Raw genomic sequence first — 16,032 nt, 5'->3', positions numbered from 1 at the left:
TCATTCTCTCCCGTGCTTGCACTTTGGCAACAGCGTTGCGAAAGTAGGAGCATGACTGGCACTCCCCTCCGCGTCGGCCTCGTCGGCTACGGCCTCGCGGGCTCCGTGTTCCACGCCCCGCTGATCTCCGCGACCGAGGGCCTCGCGCTCGACACGGTGGTCACCTCGAACCCCGAGCGGCAGCAGCAGGCCCGCGCCGAGTTCCCGGACGTCCGCGTCGCGGCGACACCGGACGAGCTGTTCGAGCGCGCCGCCGAGCTGGACCTGATCGTCGTCGCGTCGCCGAACAGGACGCACGTCCCGCTCGCCACCACCGCGCTGGAGGCGGGTCTGCCGGTCGTCGTCGACAAGCCCGTCGCCGGCACGGCCGCCGAGGCCCGCGAGCTGGCGACGCTCGCCGAGGAGAGCGGCCTGCTCCTGTCCGTCTTCCAGAACCGCCGCTGGGACAACGACTTCCTCACCCTGCGCAAGCTGGTGTCCGAGGGCACACTCGGCGATGTGTACCGGTTCGAGTCCCGCTTCGAGCGCTGGCGTCCGCAGCTCAAGGGCGGCTGGCGCGAGTCCGGCGACCCCGCGGAGGTCGGCGGTCTGCTCTACGACCTCGGCAGCCACGTCGTCGACCAGGCGCTGGTCCTCTTCGGCCCGGTGGCCTCCGTGTACGCCGAGGTGGACGTCCGCCGCGAGGGCGCGCGCACCGACGACGACACCTTCATCGCCCTCACCCACGCGAACGGCGTCCGCTCCCACCTCTACGTCTCCGCGACCACGGCCCAGCTCGGCCCGCGCTTCCGCGTCCTGGGCTCGAAGGCGGGCTACGTCAAGCACGGCCTCGACCCCCAGGAGGCCGCCCTGCGCGACGGCCTGCGCCCCGGCACCGACGCCGGTGCCGACTGGGGCACCGAGCCGGAGGAGCTGTGGGGCCGCGTCGGTTCCGGGGAGTCCCCGGTGACCGGCGGCGGGCGCCCCGAGCCGACTCTGCCCGGCGACTACCCCGCCTACTACACGGCCGTGGCGAAGGCCCTCCGGGAGGGCGGCCCCCACCCGGTGACCGCGCGCGAGGCCGCCGCCGCCCTGGACGTCCTGGAGGCGGCCCGGCGCTCGGCCGACGAGAAAGTGACGGTGACCCTGTGACCCGGCCCGAACCCACCCCCGGCGAGGAGGAGCCGACCGTGGAAGCACCCGACACGGAAGAGCCGATCACCGAAGAGCCGAGCCTGGAGGAACTGGAGGCGCAGGAACGCCGCCTGGTCTTCCAGCGGTTCAGCCACGAGGACGCCTGGGAACTGGGCTCGTTCCTCGTCGACCTGGCCCGGGTGCGCGACGCCCCCGTCGCCATCGACATCCACCGCGCGGGCCAGCAGCTCTTCCACGCCGCCCTCCCCGGCTCCACCCCCGACAACGACGCCTGGATCGCCCGCAAGCGCCGGGTCGTCGAGCGGTACGGTTCCGCGTCGTACCTGGTGGGCGCCCGGCACCGGGCCAAGGGCACGACGTTCGAGGAGTCCTCGCGCCTGGACCCCGACACCTACGCGGCCCACGGCGGTTCGTTCCCGATCACCGTCGAGGGCGTCGGCGTGATCGGCGCGGTGACCGTCTCGGGCCTCCCCCAACTCCAGGACCACCAGCTCGTGGTGGAGGCACTGGAACACTTCCTGGCCGACTAGCCGTCCGGCGGATCATGCCGCAGACGCGGGGTCCGGCACGCACATCTGCCGCGTTGTCGTCACGCCCCCATGCTCGGCTTCGCTCGAGCGGAGGCACCCCCATCGCCCCCGCTCACCGGCGCTGATGAGGGCGCCGTCGCTTTCCTGCGACGTGATCCGCCGGACAGGCCCTGGTACTCCCGCGGCGTCCCGTCGATCTCCGTCCGCCCGAGGAGCCTCGGTGCCCGCAGACGCACCCGAGCGGCCCGCGAAGGGCCTGCGCACCCTGACACCGGAGTACGCGGGCCCCGTCCGGGAAGCCCCCCTCATCGGCGAGCTGGGCGTGGCCCTGCTGACTGTCCTCGGGCACACGAGGTGTGCACCCGAGGACATCGCCGCTTTGTCCGTACGCCTCGTCGTTCAGCCGGACGCGGTTGTCCAGGGGAAAAGGCAGGAAAGCGGCCTGCTGAGACGAGCGGAACACGTCGACGAAAAGGCGCATGGTGACTGTGTGTATTCACCCGGGTGGGTGACGTGAGGGGGCGCTGGGGTGCATGTGCGGGTGACATGAGGAGCGTTCGCACCCAGAAGGATGCGTCCTGGAAGGAGCATCTCGTGTCCCATCGCTCGATACGTACGCTCGTAGTGGGTCTGTGCGCGCTGGCCGCCACCGCCGCGCCGACGGCGCCGGCCCTGGCGCTGGCCGCCCCGACCGGAGGGCAACCGACGCCGCACACCGCCGGCCGGGCCCTGCAGGCACGGACCATCGCCGACCTGACCACCACCATGCAGGGCGAGGCCTACGCCCACGCCGCCTACAGCCTCTTCGCCGCCGAGGCCGACCGCCAGGGTCTCCCGGCCGTCGCCCACCTCTTCCGCACCACGGCGCAGACCGAGCTGAACGAACACCTGCACGAGGCGGCCACCCTCCTCGGCATGGTCGGCAGCGACGCCGCCAACCTGCGCCAGGCCATCGACGGCGAGACCTACGAGCACGAGATCATGTACCGCCGCTTCGCCGACCAGGCCCAGCAGGACGGGGACCTGAAGGCCGCGGAGCTCTTCCGCGAGCTCGCCGCGGACGAGGGCCGCCATCGCGACGCCTTCCGCACGGCCCTGACGGCCGTGACCACCGGCCACGGCGCCGTCCCGGCACCGATGAAGGCCGACGTGGTGTCGGTGCCCGCCGGACTGCCGAAGGTGAAGGCCGCCCGCACCAAGGCCAACCTGGACACCGCCCTGCACGGCGAGGCGCTCGCCCACGCCAAGTACATGCTCTTCGCCGCCCACGCCAAGCAGTCCGGCAACGCCGCGCTGGCCCGCCTGTGGGAGGGCACGGCCATGGTCGAACTGCGGGAGCACCTCGCCGGCGAGGCGGTGCTGGCCGGCCTGGTCCGCGCGACGAGGGACAACCTGGACAAGGCCATCACCGGGGAGCGCCACGAGGCGACCATGGTGTACCCGGGGTTCGCCGAGCGGGCCACCGCCGTCGGTGACACCACCGCCGCCCGCTTCTTCCGCGACACCGCCGCGGACGAGGCCCGACACGCCGCCGCCTTCCAGAAGGCGCTCGACCAGCTGCGCTGACCGCCCCACCCCCGGAGGGCCGCACGCATGACGCGAGGCGGTCCGGCCGATGCCTCGCCCAGGCCGGCCGGACCGCCTCCGGCGCGTCACCGCCCGGCGCCGGACCGGCTCGTCGAGAAACGGTCCTGCCAGGCCGCCTTCGCACCCGAGTCACCGATCCGGTACACCTGGATGACCGCGCCGACGGCCACGACCAGGGCGATCACCAGCACCACGACGCGCACCGGAACAGAAGAAGCCGTCCGTGCCACGGCGGACGCCCCGCCCCCGGCGGGACTGCCGGCCTCCCCGCTGCGGTCTCGTTCCCGGCGGAGGCCGCCGCGTCCGAGCAGCCAGACGGCGACCGTCAGCACGAACAGGGCGATCGCCCACGGAGTGAGACCGGACCCCATCTCGGCGTGCTCTTCCACCAGCGCGCTCTCCCGCACCCGTTCCTCCAGCCACTCGCCGGATTCGGTGGTCAGCACCACCAGGGCAAGAGTGACCAGCCCCATGACCGGCAGCACCCAGCTGAGCCTGCGCGCCGCCGAAAACCACAGCGCACAGACCACGAGCGCCAACGCCGTCAACGGGACCAGCACCGCTGCGCCGTGAACGAAGAGGGGATGGCTGGGGAGGCCGTTGATCAGCCCGACATCCACACGGTCTCCTCTCACGAGCAACAAGGGACATTCGCACGAAAATCTATCGTTTCAGCCATTGTGTGAAAGACGTGCCCCCGCGCGAGGTGGGCGGCGCATATGGAGCAGCGCCCGGCCACCCGGCCGGCCCTCATGGGCAGCCGACCGGCCGACGTCCCGGAGCCTCCCGCCCGCCCACACCCGCTCCTCGTCCTGGCGCCCCGGCCCTGACCAGGGTCGGGGCGTGTCACCGGTACAGGACGGCTCGCTCCACCACGCCCCACGCCGTACTGGTGGCGATGTACAGCGCGGCGGCCAGTGGTACCACGGCCACGGTGACCAGGGTGAAGAACGACATGAACGGCATCACCCTGGTCACCGCGCCCATCCCCGGCAGCTGCTCCACCGCGCCGCCCGTCCCCGACGCGCCAAAGCCCCCGGACAGCGCCGCGTTCGCCGCCATCGACCGCTTGGTGAGCCGGTAGCCGAAGAGGGCGACGACCGCGACGACGCCGAACAGTCCCGCGTACACGAGCCCCGGCCCTCCCCACGGGCCCCCGTCGCCCAGCGCGTCGGCCCAGCGTCCGCCCAGCGGCGCGGTGAACAGCTCATGGCCGAGCAGTCCGTTGGGCCGCCCGCCGACCGTGTCGCTCGAGAACAGGTGGTACAGCAGGAAGAACGCCGGCACCTGCAGCAGGCTCGGCAGGCACCCGGACAGCGGCGAGACCCGCTCCCGCGCGTGCAGGTCCCGTACGGCCTTCTGCAGTTTCTCCGGATTCCGACCGTGCTTGCGCCGCAACTCGGCGATCCTCGGCTGGAGTTCGGCCCTGGCCCGCTGGCCGCGCGCTGCGGCCCGGGACAGCGGGTGGACGAGGAGCCGTACGAACGCGGTGAACAGGACGATCGCGGCGGCCGCCGCGGAGAGGCCGAACAACGGCTGGAGCAGGTCGGCCAGTTGCTCGACCAGGCTGGCGAAGACGGACATGGGTGAGCCCTCCGGGGGTCTCGTCGTGCCGGGACGGAAGTACTGAACGGCGGCATGACGACCCGCGCAGGGTCACGCGTGGTGAGGAGAACCTGAACCGGACCCGAGGAGGCCGGTGCCCTACGCGGCGGTCGCCGGGAGGGCGTGCCCGGGTGCTCTGGGCCGGGTGCGCCCCCGGGCGTCGGGGTCGCGTTGCGGCAGGAAGGCGGTACGCCGGTCACGGTCGCGCAGGGCCGTACGCACCCGGGTGGGCGGCATGGGCGGCGCGCAGCGCGCGAGGACGACGGCGCACACGATGAGCGTGGCGGCGGCCACGGTGGTCGCGGCGAGCGCGACGGTGCCGGAAAGGCCCGACAGGCCTCCGGCGGCCGGCAGCACGAGCAGGACGACCTGGAGCAGAGGGAGCAGCGGAAGCGGCACGGCGAAGGCGGCACGCACGTCCAGCCACCCACGGTCCATTGACCGCCCCTCCCCTCATACCGGTCCGGTCCCGGCACCCTCTCAACGTCCGGCCCGGTACGACGGTTCCCCCTCGCACCGGGCCGCCTCACGATGCCGCCGTCACACGGTGAACCGGTGGTTCCCCGAGCCCACCTCGAAGACGGCGAAGCCGTTCTCCGCGCGCACGAAGGTTCCGTGGGTGTGCGTGACGCGGTCGGGGTCGTCCGTCGGGATCCACACCTCGGCGGTGGTGTTGGCCGGTACGCCGCACGACAGCCGGAAGCGGCCGGACCGTTGTTCCCAGGCGGTGGACACCGGGCCGTAGAGGGAGGTGAAGGTGGCCCGGGCGGAGGTGACCTCGCCGCCCGGGCGCGGGCGGATGACGATCTGCCGGTAGCCCGCCCGGCCCGGGGCGATGCCGGCGATGTTGGCGTACATCCACTCCCCCACGGAGCCGTAGGCGTAGTGGTTGAAGGAGTTCATGCCCGGGGTCTGGAAGCCGCCGTCGGGCCGGATGGAGTCCCAGCGCTCCCACATGGTGGTGGCTCCCTTGTCCATCTGGAAACCCCAGCTCGGGTAGGTGCGCCGGTGCAGCAGCCGGTAGGCGACCTCGGTGTGGCCGGTGTCGGTGAGGACGGGCAGCAGGAGCGGGGTGCCGAGGAATCCGGTCGACAGGTGCCAGTCCCTGGCTTCGAGGAGGGCGACGAGCCGGTCGGCGGCGGCCTCGCGCAGGGCGTCCGGGACCAGGTGCATGGCCAGGGCGAGGACGTAGGCGGTCTGGGTGTCGCCCTTCACCCGGCCGTCGGCGCTCACGTACGCCGCCCGGAACGCCGTGCGGACGCGTGCGTGGAGGTCGGCGTAGGGGGCGGGGTCCTCCCCCAGTTCCGTCGCGATGCGGGCCGCGAGGTCGGCGCTGTGCGCGAAGTAGGCGGTGGCGATGACGTCCTTGGGCGTCTCGTCGGACACGTTCAGCCAGTCGCCGTATCCCGCGGCCGGGCGCAGCAGGCCGGTGCTGTTCTGCTCCAGGTGACGCAGCCAGGCCCGGACGGACGGCCAGGCGTCCTCGAGGACCTGCCGGTCGCCGTACGTCCGGTACAGGGCCCACGGGACCGTGACCCCCGCGTCCCCCCAGCCCGCGGTGCCCTTGCCGAGGTCGCCGACGGTCGGGGCCACGTCCGTGAACGCGCCGTCGGCGGCCTGTGCGTCGCGCAGGTCGACCAGCCACTTGGTGAGGAAGCGGGCGGACTCCATCGTGTAGGTGGCGGTGGGCGCGAAGACGTTGATGTCGCCGGTCCAGCCCAGTCGTTCGTCGCGGGCCGGTGTGTCGGTGGGGACGGAGAGGAAGTTGCCGCGCTGGCCCCAGGTGATGTTGCGGTGCAGCTGGTCGAGCATCGGCACGTCGGTCTCGAAGGTGAGCGTGAAGGGTGCGGAGGTGTGCATGACCCGCCCGGTGACGGCCGACGCTGACGGTGTGCCGGGGAATCCGGTCACCTCGACGTAGCGGAAGCCGTGGAAGGTGAAGCGCGGCTCGTAGACCTCCGTGCCGGCCCCCTTGAGGATGTACGTGTCCGTCGCCGCGGCCGAGCGCAGGTTGGCGGTGTAGAGGGTGCCGTCGGGGTTGAGGACCTCGCCGTGCCGCAGCCGCACCGCGGTCCCCGCCGCGCCCGACACGCGCAGCCGTACCGAGCCGACCATGTTCTGGCCCAGGTCGAAGAGGAAGACGCCCGGCTCGGGTTCGGTGACCTTCCGGGTGCGGAGTTCCCGCTCGACGCGTACGGGGCCGTCCACCTGCGCGACGATCCGCGGCGGGACGGTGACGTCGGCGCCTGTGTCGGCATCGGTCTTGGCGTCACGCACCGGGAGCCACGTTCCGGCGTCGAATCCGGGCGAGGTCCACCCGGCCGTCTCCCTGCGGGCGTCGTAGGTCTCGCCCGCCAGCAGGTCGGCGGAGACGATCGGCCCCGGGGCCGCACGCCAGTCCGGTCCGGTGGTGACGCGCTCGCTCGTCCCGTCGGCGTACTCGACCTCCAACTGCGCGAGCAGCGCCGGGTGTCTCCCGTACTGGTGCGGTCCGAACCAGCAGATGTTGCCCGCGTACCAGCCGGGGGCGAGGTGGGCGCCGAGGGCGTTGGCTCCCGGGCGGAGCGCGTCGGTGACGTCGTAGGTCTGGTACTGCACGCGCTTGGCGTAGTCGGTCCAGCCGGGGGCCAGCTCATCGCGCCCTACCCGCCTGCCGTTGAGGTGGGCCTCGTACACGCCGAGGGCCGTGGCGTACAGGCGGGCGCGGGCGACCTTCTTGCGCGGCAGCCTGAACTCGTGGCGGAGCTGGTGGGCCGCGAACAGCACCGGCTCGATCTCGCCCCACGGCCCGGCGCCCCAGGCGGCGGCCACCTTGGCGGCCTGCCAGCCGGTGTCGTCGAAGTCCTGTCCGCGCCAGCCGTCGGCCGGTTCCCGGTCGGTGGTCTTCCAGGCGCCGTCGGTGATGATCCTGCGCTCGCCGGAGGCCGTGGTGAGGGCGAGCACGCCGATGAGGCCGGCGGGGCCGACCGTGCGGTTGGTCGCGGAGACGGCCAGGACGTTCGTGCCGGAGCGTAGGTGCGCGAGGACGTCGATGACGTCCGGGCGGCGCCATCTCGACTCGTCCTGGTCCGTGGCGGTGCTCGCCACCTCGGTGCCGTTGACGGAGGCGACGTAGAGGTCGTCCGCACTGAGCACCAGCGTGGCCGCGGTGACCGCGTCCGGGAGGTCGACGGAGAGGCGGAACCACCGGGTCTCAGCCGGGACGCTCTGCGTCGGTTCGCCCTCGGGGAACCAGATCCACGAACTGCCCTCCAGGGAGGGCGCTTCCGTGAGGGAGGCCGGAGCGGATATCCACCGCGCGGACCACTCGGCCTCGTCCATCAGGCCGGTCTCCCACCAGGCCGGCGCGCTCCACGGCGAGACGGCTCCCTCGGCGTCCCAGACGCGCACCGACCAGTGGTAGCGCGTACGCGGCTCGAGCCGGGGTCCGTCGTAGGGGACGAGGACGGACTCGGCCGAGGCGACCTTGCCGCTGTCCCACACGTCCGGACGGGACAGGCGGGCGGCGCTCGACGCGACGCGCACCTGGTAGGCGCTCTGCCGCTGCCCCGCGGCGGCCGCGGTCAACGGCCAGCTCAGGCGCGGCCGGGCCACGTCCAGCCCCAGGGGGTGGCGCACGTACTCGACGGTCGGGGACGCCACGCGTAACACGCTTCCCCCCTTGCCCGCAGCGGAGGACGCGGCCACCGCCGGCGCCGCTCCCGTGGCCACGACGCCCGCCGTGGCCACGGCGCCCGCGAGGATGTTCCTTCTACTGATCACAGCGGCTCCATAGAGGGAGAGAGGGTGAGTCGTAGAGGATCAATCGATGATGAATCGATTCACGCGAACGCAAAGGAGGCGCGAGACACTCGTCAATAAGCCTGCACGGCCTTTCCCTACACCCGTCGAGTAAACGATGGAAGCGCTACAGGAGGCCCTATCCGGCCAGGGGAAGAAGAATTGAACCCTTTCAAAACGATCAAAGAAGTGGCGGCGTGACCTCCCGAAGCGGAACGGGCACCGGCCCCGCGCTCCTCCGCACCACGCCTTGCGTACAGGAGTCCTGGTCCCCCCTCGGGAAGGTCGCCGACCTGCGGCGGTCTCTTCTCCGTCACCCGTCGGCAGTACGGTGTCACCCATGCGCCCCGACACGCCCGCCGAAAACGTCGACCACACCGCCGAAGCGGCCCGCCTGGAGCGGACCGCCGGCCTGTATCCCGAGGACGCCGAAAGCCTGCTGCTGCGGGCCGCCGCCCATCTGGAACTCTCCGGCGACCGCTTTGCCGCGGCCGCCCTCTACGACCGCCTGCTGGCCTCCGGCACCGGGGAGGCGGGGCTGGAGAACCCGCACCTGGTCCGCGCTCTGAAGGCCTCGAACCTGTGGGAGTACGGCCACGAGGCGGAGGCCCGCGCGATCATCGACGGCATCCGCACCGCGGCCCCGCGCGACCCCGCCCCCTGGGTGGTCGTCGCGGAGTCCCTGGAGACGCACGACGAACTCGAGGCGGCGCACGAGACGTTGACGGAGGCGGTCCGCCTCCTGCTGACCGACGTCCCGGAGCCCCCGGCCCCCACCCACCCGCTCCTCTTCGGCCGCCACCGGGTCCGCCGCATGCTGGGCGTCCCGCACGACGAGTGGGACGCCCTCGCCGACACCGTCCACAGCCTGCCCGTCACCCTGGACGAACTCCACGACCCGAAGCGCGTCTGGTCCCTGGGCTCGGAGAACCCGGCGGAGCTGGAGGCGGAGATCTCCCGCCTCCGCGCGGAACTGGGCGCCTACCGCACCGCCCTGTCCCGGCCCTTCCCGGTGGCGATCCTGCACTGGCCGGCCCCGGAACTGGCCGAGCTCCTTCAGGCGTACCCCTCCCTCACCGCCGAGTACCCCTCCCACCAGGAGCACCTGGCCACGATAGAGACGGCCCTGCGCGAACTCGCCGCCTCCGGCACCCTCAACCTGGGCGTCGTCACCGGCACCGTCCCCTCCTACGAGGCCTTCGCCGCCTCCGAGGCCACCACCCCCGACGACACCGGCCTCCTCCCCCAGTACGCCACCACCCTGGCCGCCCGCGGCCGGGCCGTACCCTGGCCCCCGCAGCGGTCGGCCCCCTGCTGGTGCGGCTCGGACCGCCCGTACGGGCAGTGCCACGGCACCTGACCGACCGACGAACAGCCGGGACAACCCCCCTGCCCCCACCCCACGGAGAACCCGACGACCGTCACGAGAAGGACCGCTCGGGCCGGGTGTTTCCGGCGGGATGCACAAGAGCCGGTGAAACGACGGTCCCGAGAGCCACGTCGGGCCGTCCGTGAGGAAACCGGACAACGAAACGCCACCGTGACCGTCGGCGGAAACAGGAGCCGCCCCATCGGGTACGAGGGCCAGACAGTGGTGCAGCTTCACGGCGTCCACGACGGGGACGGCGACTTCCGCACGGGCCAGGTGGTCCAGTATGGCAGGCGTGGGAGACAGTGCAGGGGCAGGCACGGTCCCGCTCGGTTCTCATGGGTCTCGACAACCACATGATCACCGGCATCGCGCCTGCACTGCCATCCACCCCGGCCGGGACATGACGCCACGTCACGGGTGAGGCGCTCGAACCGGACCGATCCACTTCACGCAAAGACTTTGGGGCAAGGAGCGAGAGACAGCGGAATCGTCTTCACCACGCCGAGTGGACGGCCTCTCGACCCTGCCAACCTCACCCGCCGCTTCCGCAGCTTCCTCGATCGGGCCGGACTCCGACGCATCCGCTTCCACGACCTCCGCCACTCGACCGCCACCCTGCTCCTGGAACAGGGCGTCAAACTCGTCGTGCTCAAGGAGCTATTGGGTCACGCCCACATCGACGTCACCGCCGACGTCTACGCCCACGTACGGCTCCGCCTCCAACGCCAAGCCATCAATACCCTGGGCGATGCTCTCGGTCCGGACAACGACGCCCCTGAAGACCCACCCACCGCACCGGTCGTCCGCTGACGTTGCTGTCACCGTTGCCGTCAGACTGCAGAAAAGCCTCACCCACAGACAGTGGGCGAGGCTTTTTTCAGTCGCTAACCGGAGGTTGAACCCTAGTCCGATCTGGGGGCTGAAGGGGGCCGTCAGGAGTCACTCCTCTTCGAGGAGACCGATCTCTTCCGGCAGGTTCAGCATCGACCTCTTTCGAACCGGATCGCTCTCCAGCTCGGAGACCTCGACGATGATCGCGGCCAACGCCCGGCGGTCATCCTCTGAGAGCTCCTTGAACAGCGCGGCAGCCGGTTCGATGATGTCCGTAGCGATGTCCGGATCAATGTCGTCATCGTCGGCCAGGTCGATGGACACGGCCACACTTGAGAAGGCACGCGCCAGGACGTGGGCGAGTTCCATTAGGGGACAATCCTCACTCTGATGTTGGTGATTAGGAGATCGCCGAGTAGCTTGCGAGCCCGTCTAGCTTCTGTAGCGTTGGGCACTTCCCACCTGCCTGAGTACCCATTTTGCTCCAGTGCCTGGGACTGATTGAGGGCTTGCTGGTACGTCTTGTTGCGATGCGTCACGCTGAGCTTTCGGTCGATCAGCACGCCGTTCGTAGAGTCGAAGCCATCGAACTTGACCTGCGCCAGCTTGCTACCGTTCGGCTTGTAGTACTGCAACGCCGGTGCAACGCCAGGCCTCGACCCCATTGCGCCGCTGTCGTAAGCCTGGGCCTGGGGGCTCATGTGAGCGTTCTCCGGAACCCAGTGAACTTCACTATCGCAATTATGTACGAGAATGGGAGCGGCGCCCGCCAGCACATAGTACGTGTGCAGCATGCTGACGGTGAGGTTGTGGACCGTGGCGTCCAGTGCCGTCCGGCGTTCGACCGCCGTGATCTGGACCAGGGTGCCGGCGCTGGTGCGCAGCCACTGGCCGGACTTCAGGTCGGTGGCGTCGATCCAGTCGTCGAGTTCGGGGACCCAGAAGGGGTGTTTGTCGGTCGCGGTGACCTCGGCGGTCTTCGAACCCTTCTTGCCGTCGGTGTCGATGGTGACCTTGACCAGGTGCTTGACGCCCTTGCCGAGGATCTCGGCGGTGACCGTCTGCGCCGTTGTCTCGCCGGTCTCCGGATCGGTCGCCAGGACCTTGTCGCCGGCCTTGACGTCCTTGATCGCCTTGGTGGTGCCGTCGGCCATCAGGACCTTGGTGTCCGGGGTGAAGCTGTTGTCGTCCTTCGTGCAGCCGCCGCCCCCTCCACCCGAGCTCCCGCCCGAGTCCTCCTTGCCCGACCCGTTCCGGGACCCGCCGGACTTGTTCTCGACTTTGCCGCCGCCCACAGACCCCTTGGACTGGGCCGTGGTGCGGGCCTGGACCTGGACCGGGTTGCCCCGGGCGCCCTTGGAACCGGTGTGGGACTTCTTCTTGGCCGCCTCGGCGGCGCGTTTCGCGGCTTCCCTGGACTTTCGTTTGGCCTCCGCCGCGGCCGCCTCCGCCGCCTTCTTCGCCTTGACCAGCGCCGCCCTGGCCGCCTTGGCCGACTTCATGCCGATCTCGGCTGCCTTCTTCGCGGTGCGCCAGGCTTCGACCGCGCGCTTCGTCGCCTTGAAGGCCCCCCACATCTTCTTGCCCTTGGAGAAGAAGCTGGTCGCTGGGACGGCGTCTATCAGGAGGCTTCCGCAGGCCCACAGGTCGCCCTGGGTGAAGCAGCCGACCACGTCGTTCCAGCCGACGAACTCCTTGAACACGGCCCAGCCGGTCGCGAGGATCACGTCGCCGATGGAGCGGTTCAGGGTCTTCTGGTACTCGGCGATCTTCGCGTCCAGCGCCGCGATCGAGGCGTCGAAGCTGGAGGCGGAGGATGTCAGGCCCGACGGGTCCGCGTGCGTGACCGGGTTGTTGTTCGCGTACGAGTAGCCGTTGGCCTGGAGCGGATCGCTGTCGTCCAGGACCGGGTCGGCCGAGATGAAGCGGCCCGTTGCCGGGTCGTACTCGCGGGCGCCCAGGTGGGTCAGGCCCGTCTCCACGTCGTCGTCACCCGTGTGGAAGCCGGTGTGCGTGCGCATGGTCATGCCCACCGCGCGGTCCTCGCCCCACGGGTCCCTCTTCTGCACCCGGACCTGCATCCCGCCGTCCAGGCGGACCTCCGCCAGCGGGGTGCCGTTGAGGTCGGCCGCCTGGGCGAACAGGTGCTCACTGACGCCGGCCGTGTTGTTGGCGCCCTCGCGGAACCGGGTCACCGACGGGCCGCCGATGCCGGCGTACGTGCGCTCGACGTAGCGGGCCTTGCCGGCCGTGGTCAGCGAGACCTTGGTGTCGGGGAGGTTCAGGACCGCGCCGGCGCTCGTGCGTTCCAGCAGACGGTTGCCCATCGCGTCGTAGACGTACGTCGTCTTCGACGCGGGCTTCCAGATCTGGCCGGCGACGGTGGAGTTGCAGGCCGCCAGCGTGAGGTCGGTGCCGACCGTCGACGCCGGGGCCGCCAGGCACAGGTTCGTCGAGGTGCCCGTGACGTACTTGACCTGACCGGTGCTCAGGGTCTGCCAGCGCTGTGTCGCCGCGGCCTTGTCACACGCCTGGATCAGGACGGCCGAACCCGCGGTGGCGCCGCTCGGCTGGAGGCACTGCCCGCCCACGACGAGCTGGCCGATCGTCGCGTCCTCGACCGTGCCGTTGTCGTCGGTGTCGGTGGCCTTGAGGCGGAACTGCTGCGACTTGTTGCCGTTGCACACGTAGATCTGGATGGCGGTGCCGGCCGTCGTGGACCCGCCCGACAGGTCCATGCAGAGGCCGCCGACCCCGGTCCAGGCGCCGGAGCCGTCGGTGCCGAAGCCGGTGACGGACTCGACCTTGCCGTCCCAGGTCCAGGTCATCGTCTGGGCCGTGTCGCCGCCGGTGGAGCGCGACTCCATCTGGCCCGCGGCGTCGTAGGTCTGCGTCGAACGGGTGGTGACCGTGGCGTTCGTCGCCGTCTTCGACGTCGTGGTGTACGAGGTCAGCGTGTGCGGCTGGTCGTTCTTCTCGGTCTCGCCGGTGCCGTAGAGGTAGTCGCTGACGACGTCGCCCTTGGTGTCCCGCACCCCGGAGGTGAAGGTCGGGTCGGCCTTGTGCACCGTCTTCCTGGTGCGGTTGCCGAGCGCGTCGTAGTCGTACGACTGCCAGTACCCGCTGTTGGCGGACGAGACGTTGACCTTGCCGTCGGAGTACACCGGCTCGGCGGTGGTCTTGCCGGAGGCCGTGCAGGCGCTGCCGCCCGGCGTCGTCCACGCCTCCTTCAGCTGGCCGAGCACGTCGTACGTGAAGCACTGCTGGTCGGTGACCGGGCCCATCCTGTCCGCGACGGACAGGACGTTGCCCGACGGGTCGTAGGCGTAGGAGCGCTTGCTGACCTCGCTGCCGGGGACGACGGTCTGGTCGGTGGCGTTCTCCCGGACGAGCCTGCCGGTCAGCAGCTCACCGGTGGACTCGTCGAAGGTGTTCTCCTGCCACAGCCGGTGGCCCTGCTCGCCGGTGGTGGAGCGGAGCACCTGGCCGTAGGGCGAGTACGCGGCCTCGGCGGCGTACCAGTCCTTGCCGGAGACCGAGACCGGCAGGCCGGCCCTGTTGTAGCGGGTGATCACGTCCTCGGCGTCGAGGCCGCCGGCCGCGGGGGTCGTGTACGTCTCCAGCTGGCCGTCGGAGTTGTACTTGTACGTGTACTTGTACTGGGTGACGAAGCCCTCTGCCGTCAGGCCCGCGGTGGAACCGGGCGGCAGCGCCGTGGTCATGTCCGTGGGCTGGTAGTCGGCCGTTTGACTTGCTCTCCCTCCTGAAGGAGGGAGATTCTGGCCTGCTCGCTCGGTGCTGTGCCGCTACGCGGCACGGGCGTCGGGCGGGCTTCCATGGCTTCCTGTTTCTTCGCGCTGTGCCGGGATCGCTCCTGGTCTTACCGGCGCTCCGCAGGCCGATACCGCCAGTCCGGCGGCCGTCTTCACGTTGATCGCGGCATTGTGGTCCCGGTCGTGGAGCGTGCCGCAGGCGCGACAGGTCCATTCCCGGACGTTCAGGGGTTTGGTCCCGTCGCGGTGCCCGCAGGCGGAGCACGTCTGGCTGGTGGGCTCGAACCGTCCCACCTTCACAAAGGTGCGGCCGTACCGTTGCGCTTTGTATTCCAGCATGCCGATGAACGATGACCATCCGCTGTCGTGCACGGACTTGGCCAGCCTGGTGCGGGCCAGTCCCGCCACCGACAGGTCCTCCACGGCGATCCCTTGGTTCTCGGAGATCAGCTTGGTGGAGAGCTGGATGGGGGTCCCCCCTGCTCGAGCGAAGCCGAGAGCTTGGGGGAGGAACTCGCGGCGCGCGTCGGTGACCTCGGCGTGGGCGCGGGCGACCTTCAGACGGGCCTTGGCGCGGTTCTTCGATCCCCTCTGCTTGCGGGACAGCTCCCGCTGGGCCTTCTTCAGCTTCTTCTCCGCGCGGCGCAAAAAGCGCGGGGAGTCGATCTTCGTGCCGTCGGACAGGACGGCGAAGTGGGTCAGGCCGAGATCGATGCCGATGGTGCGGTCGGTCTGAGGCATCCGGGCCGTGTCGGCGGGGCCGGTGTCGATGACGAAGGAGGCGAAGTACCGGCCGGCCGCGTCCTTGATGACGGTGACGGAGGTGGGGGTGGTGGGCAGCGTGCGGGACCACTTCACCTTTACCGCGCCGATTTTCGGCAGGTGCAGACGGCCGCCATCAGTGATCTTCCAGCGGGCGTTGGCGGTGAACCGGATCGACTGCCGGGCATCCCTGCGGGACTTGAAGCGGGGCGGGCCCAGCTTCGGTCCCTTGCGGCTGCCCTTCAGAGAGGCGAAGAAGTTGCGGTACGCGCTCTCGGCGTCCCGCAGGGACTGCTGCAACACCACCGCGGAGACCTCGCCCAGCCAGGACCGCCCGGCTGTCCGCTTGGCCTCGGTGATCAGCTTCCGGGACAGCTCGGCCGCCTTCGGGAACGGCTGCCCGGCCCCACGGGCGTCCTCGCGGGCACGCACCACGTCGTTGAACACGACGCGGGCGCACCCGAACGCCTTCGCCAACGCGGAGCGCTGACCGGGCTGCGGGTACAACCTGAAGGCGTACCGAAGCTGCATGCGAGGAGCGTACGAACGATCCACACCGGATGTCGCCGGGAACATCCGTTCCCCGCCTCACCCTCGGTGGCCGCACGGTCCGGCTCCGCCGGAACACCACCGCGACGCTCCGCGCCGCAGCCACACG

11 protein-coding genes and 1 pseudogene are annotated in these 16,032 nt (G+C 70.7%); 5 read left to right on the top strand and 7 right to left on the bottom strand.

The genetic code is table 11. The features are described 5' to 3' along the window. Window positions 1–51: 51 nt before the first annotated feature. The 3 genes from PYS65_RS22895 to PYS65_RS22885 all read left to right on the top strand — a co-directional run bounded on the left by PYS65_RS22895 (window position 52) and on the right by PYS65_RS22885 (window position 3,230). Window positions 52–1,131: a Gfo/Idh/MocA family oxidoreductase gene (locus tag PYS65_RS22895; protein ID WP_279335810.1), complete on the top strand. Its 1,080-nt coding sequence runs from the start codon at window positions 52–54 to the stop codon at window positions 1,129–1,131. Window positions 1,132–1,169: 38 nt separating this feature from the next. Further along, window positions 1,170–1,664: a heme-degrading domain-containing protein gene (locus tag PYS65_RS22890; RefSeq protein ID WP_423836166.1), complete on the top strand. Its 495-nt coding sequence runs from the start codon at window positions 1,170–1,172 to the stop codon at window positions 1,662–1,664. 594 nt (window positions 1,665–2,258) lie between these two features. Further along, on the top strand, window positions 2,259–3,230 hold the full coding sequence (locus tag PYS65_RS22885) for a ferritin family protein (RefSeq protein ID WP_279335809.1): 972 nt from the start codon (window positions 2,259–2,261) through the stop codon (window positions 3,228–3,230). An 86-nt stretch (window positions 3,231–3,316) separates the two neighbouring features. Here PYS65_RS22885 and PYS65_RS22880 read toward each other — a convergent pair whose 3' ends face one another. From PYS65_RS22880 to PYS65_RS22865, 4 genes are all read right to left on the bottom strand, one after another. Continuing rightward, on the bottom strand, window positions 3,317–3,871 hold the full coding sequence (locus PYS65_RS22880; RefSeq protein WP_279335808.1) for a DUF2231 domain-containing protein: 555 nt from the start codon (window positions 3,869–3,871) through the stop codon (window positions 3,317–3,319). A gap of 226 nt (window positions 3,872–4,097) precedes the next feature. After that, window positions 4,098–4,835, bottom strand: coding sequence for a YidC/Oxa1 family membrane protein insertase (locus PYS65_RS22875; RefSeq protein WP_279335807.1), 738 nt, complete (start codon window positions 4,833–4,835; stop codon window positions 4,098–4,100). 120 nt (window positions 4,836–4,955) lie between these two features. Next, window positions 4,956–5,294: a DUF6412 domain-containing protein gene (locus tag PYS65_RS22870; protein WP_279335806.1), complete on the bottom strand. Its 339-nt coding sequence runs from the start codon at window positions 5,292–5,294 to the stop codon at window positions 4,956–4,958. Between the two features lie 102 nt (window positions 5,295–5,396). Further along, complete coding sequence (locus PYS65_RS22865) at window positions 5,397–8,618, bottom strand: alpha-L-rhamnosidase (RefSeq protein WP_279335805.1); 3,222 nt, start codon at window positions 8,616–8,618, stop codon at window positions 5,397–5,399. 358 nt (window positions 8,619–8,976) lie between these two features. Between PYS65_RS22865 and PYS65_RS22860 the strand changes: the two genes are divergently transcribed. Next, window positions 8,977–9,996 (top strand): SEC-C metal-binding domain-containing protein, encoded by a 1,020-nt coding sequence (locus PYS65_RS22860; protein WP_279335804.1) that lies wholly within the window; start codon window positions 8,977–8,979, stop codon window positions 9,994–9,996. Window positions 9,997–10,482: 486 nt separating this feature from the next. Continuing rightward, window positions 10,483–10,818: pseudogene (locus PYS65_RS22855) on the top strand (tyrosine-type recombinase/integrase); the annotation flags it as partial. 129 nt (window positions 10,819–10,947) lie between these two features. On the opposite strand, the gene PYS65_RS22850 reads toward PYS65_RS22855, so the two are convergent. The 3 genes from PYS65_RS22850 to PYS65_RS22840 form a co-directional block, all read right to left on the bottom strand. After that, on the bottom strand, window positions 10,948–11,163 hold the full coding sequence (locus PYS65_RS22850) for a hypothetical protein (protein ID WP_279335803.1): 216 nt from the start codon (window positions 11,161–11,163) through the stop codon (window positions 10,948–10,950). Window positions 11,164–11,207: 44 nt separating this feature from the next. Continuing rightward, window positions 11,208–14,561 carry a ricin-type beta-trefoil lectin domain protein gene (locus PYS65_RS22845; protein ID WP_279335802.1) on the bottom strand — a complete coding sequence of 1,118 codons (3,354 nt, stop codon included), beginning with the start codon at window positions 14,559–14,561 and terminating at the stop codon, window positions 11,208–11,210. An 84-nt stretch (window positions 14,562–14,645) separates the two neighbouring features. Continuing rightward, complete coding sequence (locus tag PYS65_RS22840; protein WP_279335801.1) at window positions 14,646–15,905, bottom strand: RNA-guided endonuclease InsQ/TnpB family protein; 1,260 nt, start codon at window positions 15,903–15,905, stop codon at window positions 14,646–14,648. Between the last annotated feature and the right edge of the window lie 127 nt (window positions 15,906–16,032).

Origin of the sequence: Streptomyces cathayae, from assembly GCF_029760955.1 — a bacterium.
GTDB lineage: Bacteria > Actinomycetota > Actinomycetes > Streptomycetales > Streptomycetaceae > Streptomyces > Streptomyces cathayae.
The sequence above is the reverse complement of the archived record's forward strand: the minus strand, read 5'-3'. Positions and strand labels throughout refer to the sequence as shown.

Bases quoted from the DNA above. Each gene is read 5' to 3' on its own strand.
- PYS65_RS22895 (WP_279335810.1), top strand. From the start codon at position 52: ATGACTGGCACTCCCCTCCGCGTCGGCCTCGTCGGCTACGGCCTCGCG.
- PYS65_RS22875 (WP_279335807.1), bottom strand. From the start codon at position 4,835: ATGTCCGTCTTCGCCAGCCTGGTCGAGCAACTGGCCGACCTGCTCCAG.
- PYS65_RS22870 (WP_279335806.1), bottom strand. From the start codon at position 5,294: ATGGACCGTGGGTGGCTGGACGTGCGTGCCGCCTTCGCCGTGCCGCTT.
- PYS65_RS22860 (WP_279335804.1), top strand. From the start codon at position 8,977: ATGCGCCCCGACACGCCCGCCGAAAACGTCGACCACACCGCCGAAGCG.
- PYS65_RS22845 (WP_279335802.1), bottom strand. From the start codon at position 14,561: ATGACCACGGCGCTGCCGCCCGGTTCCACCGCGGGCCTGACGGCAGAG.
- PYS65_RS22840 (WP_279335801.1), bottom strand. From the start codon at position 15,905: ATGCAGCTTCGGTACGCCTTCAGGTTGTACCCGCAGCCCGGTCAGCGC.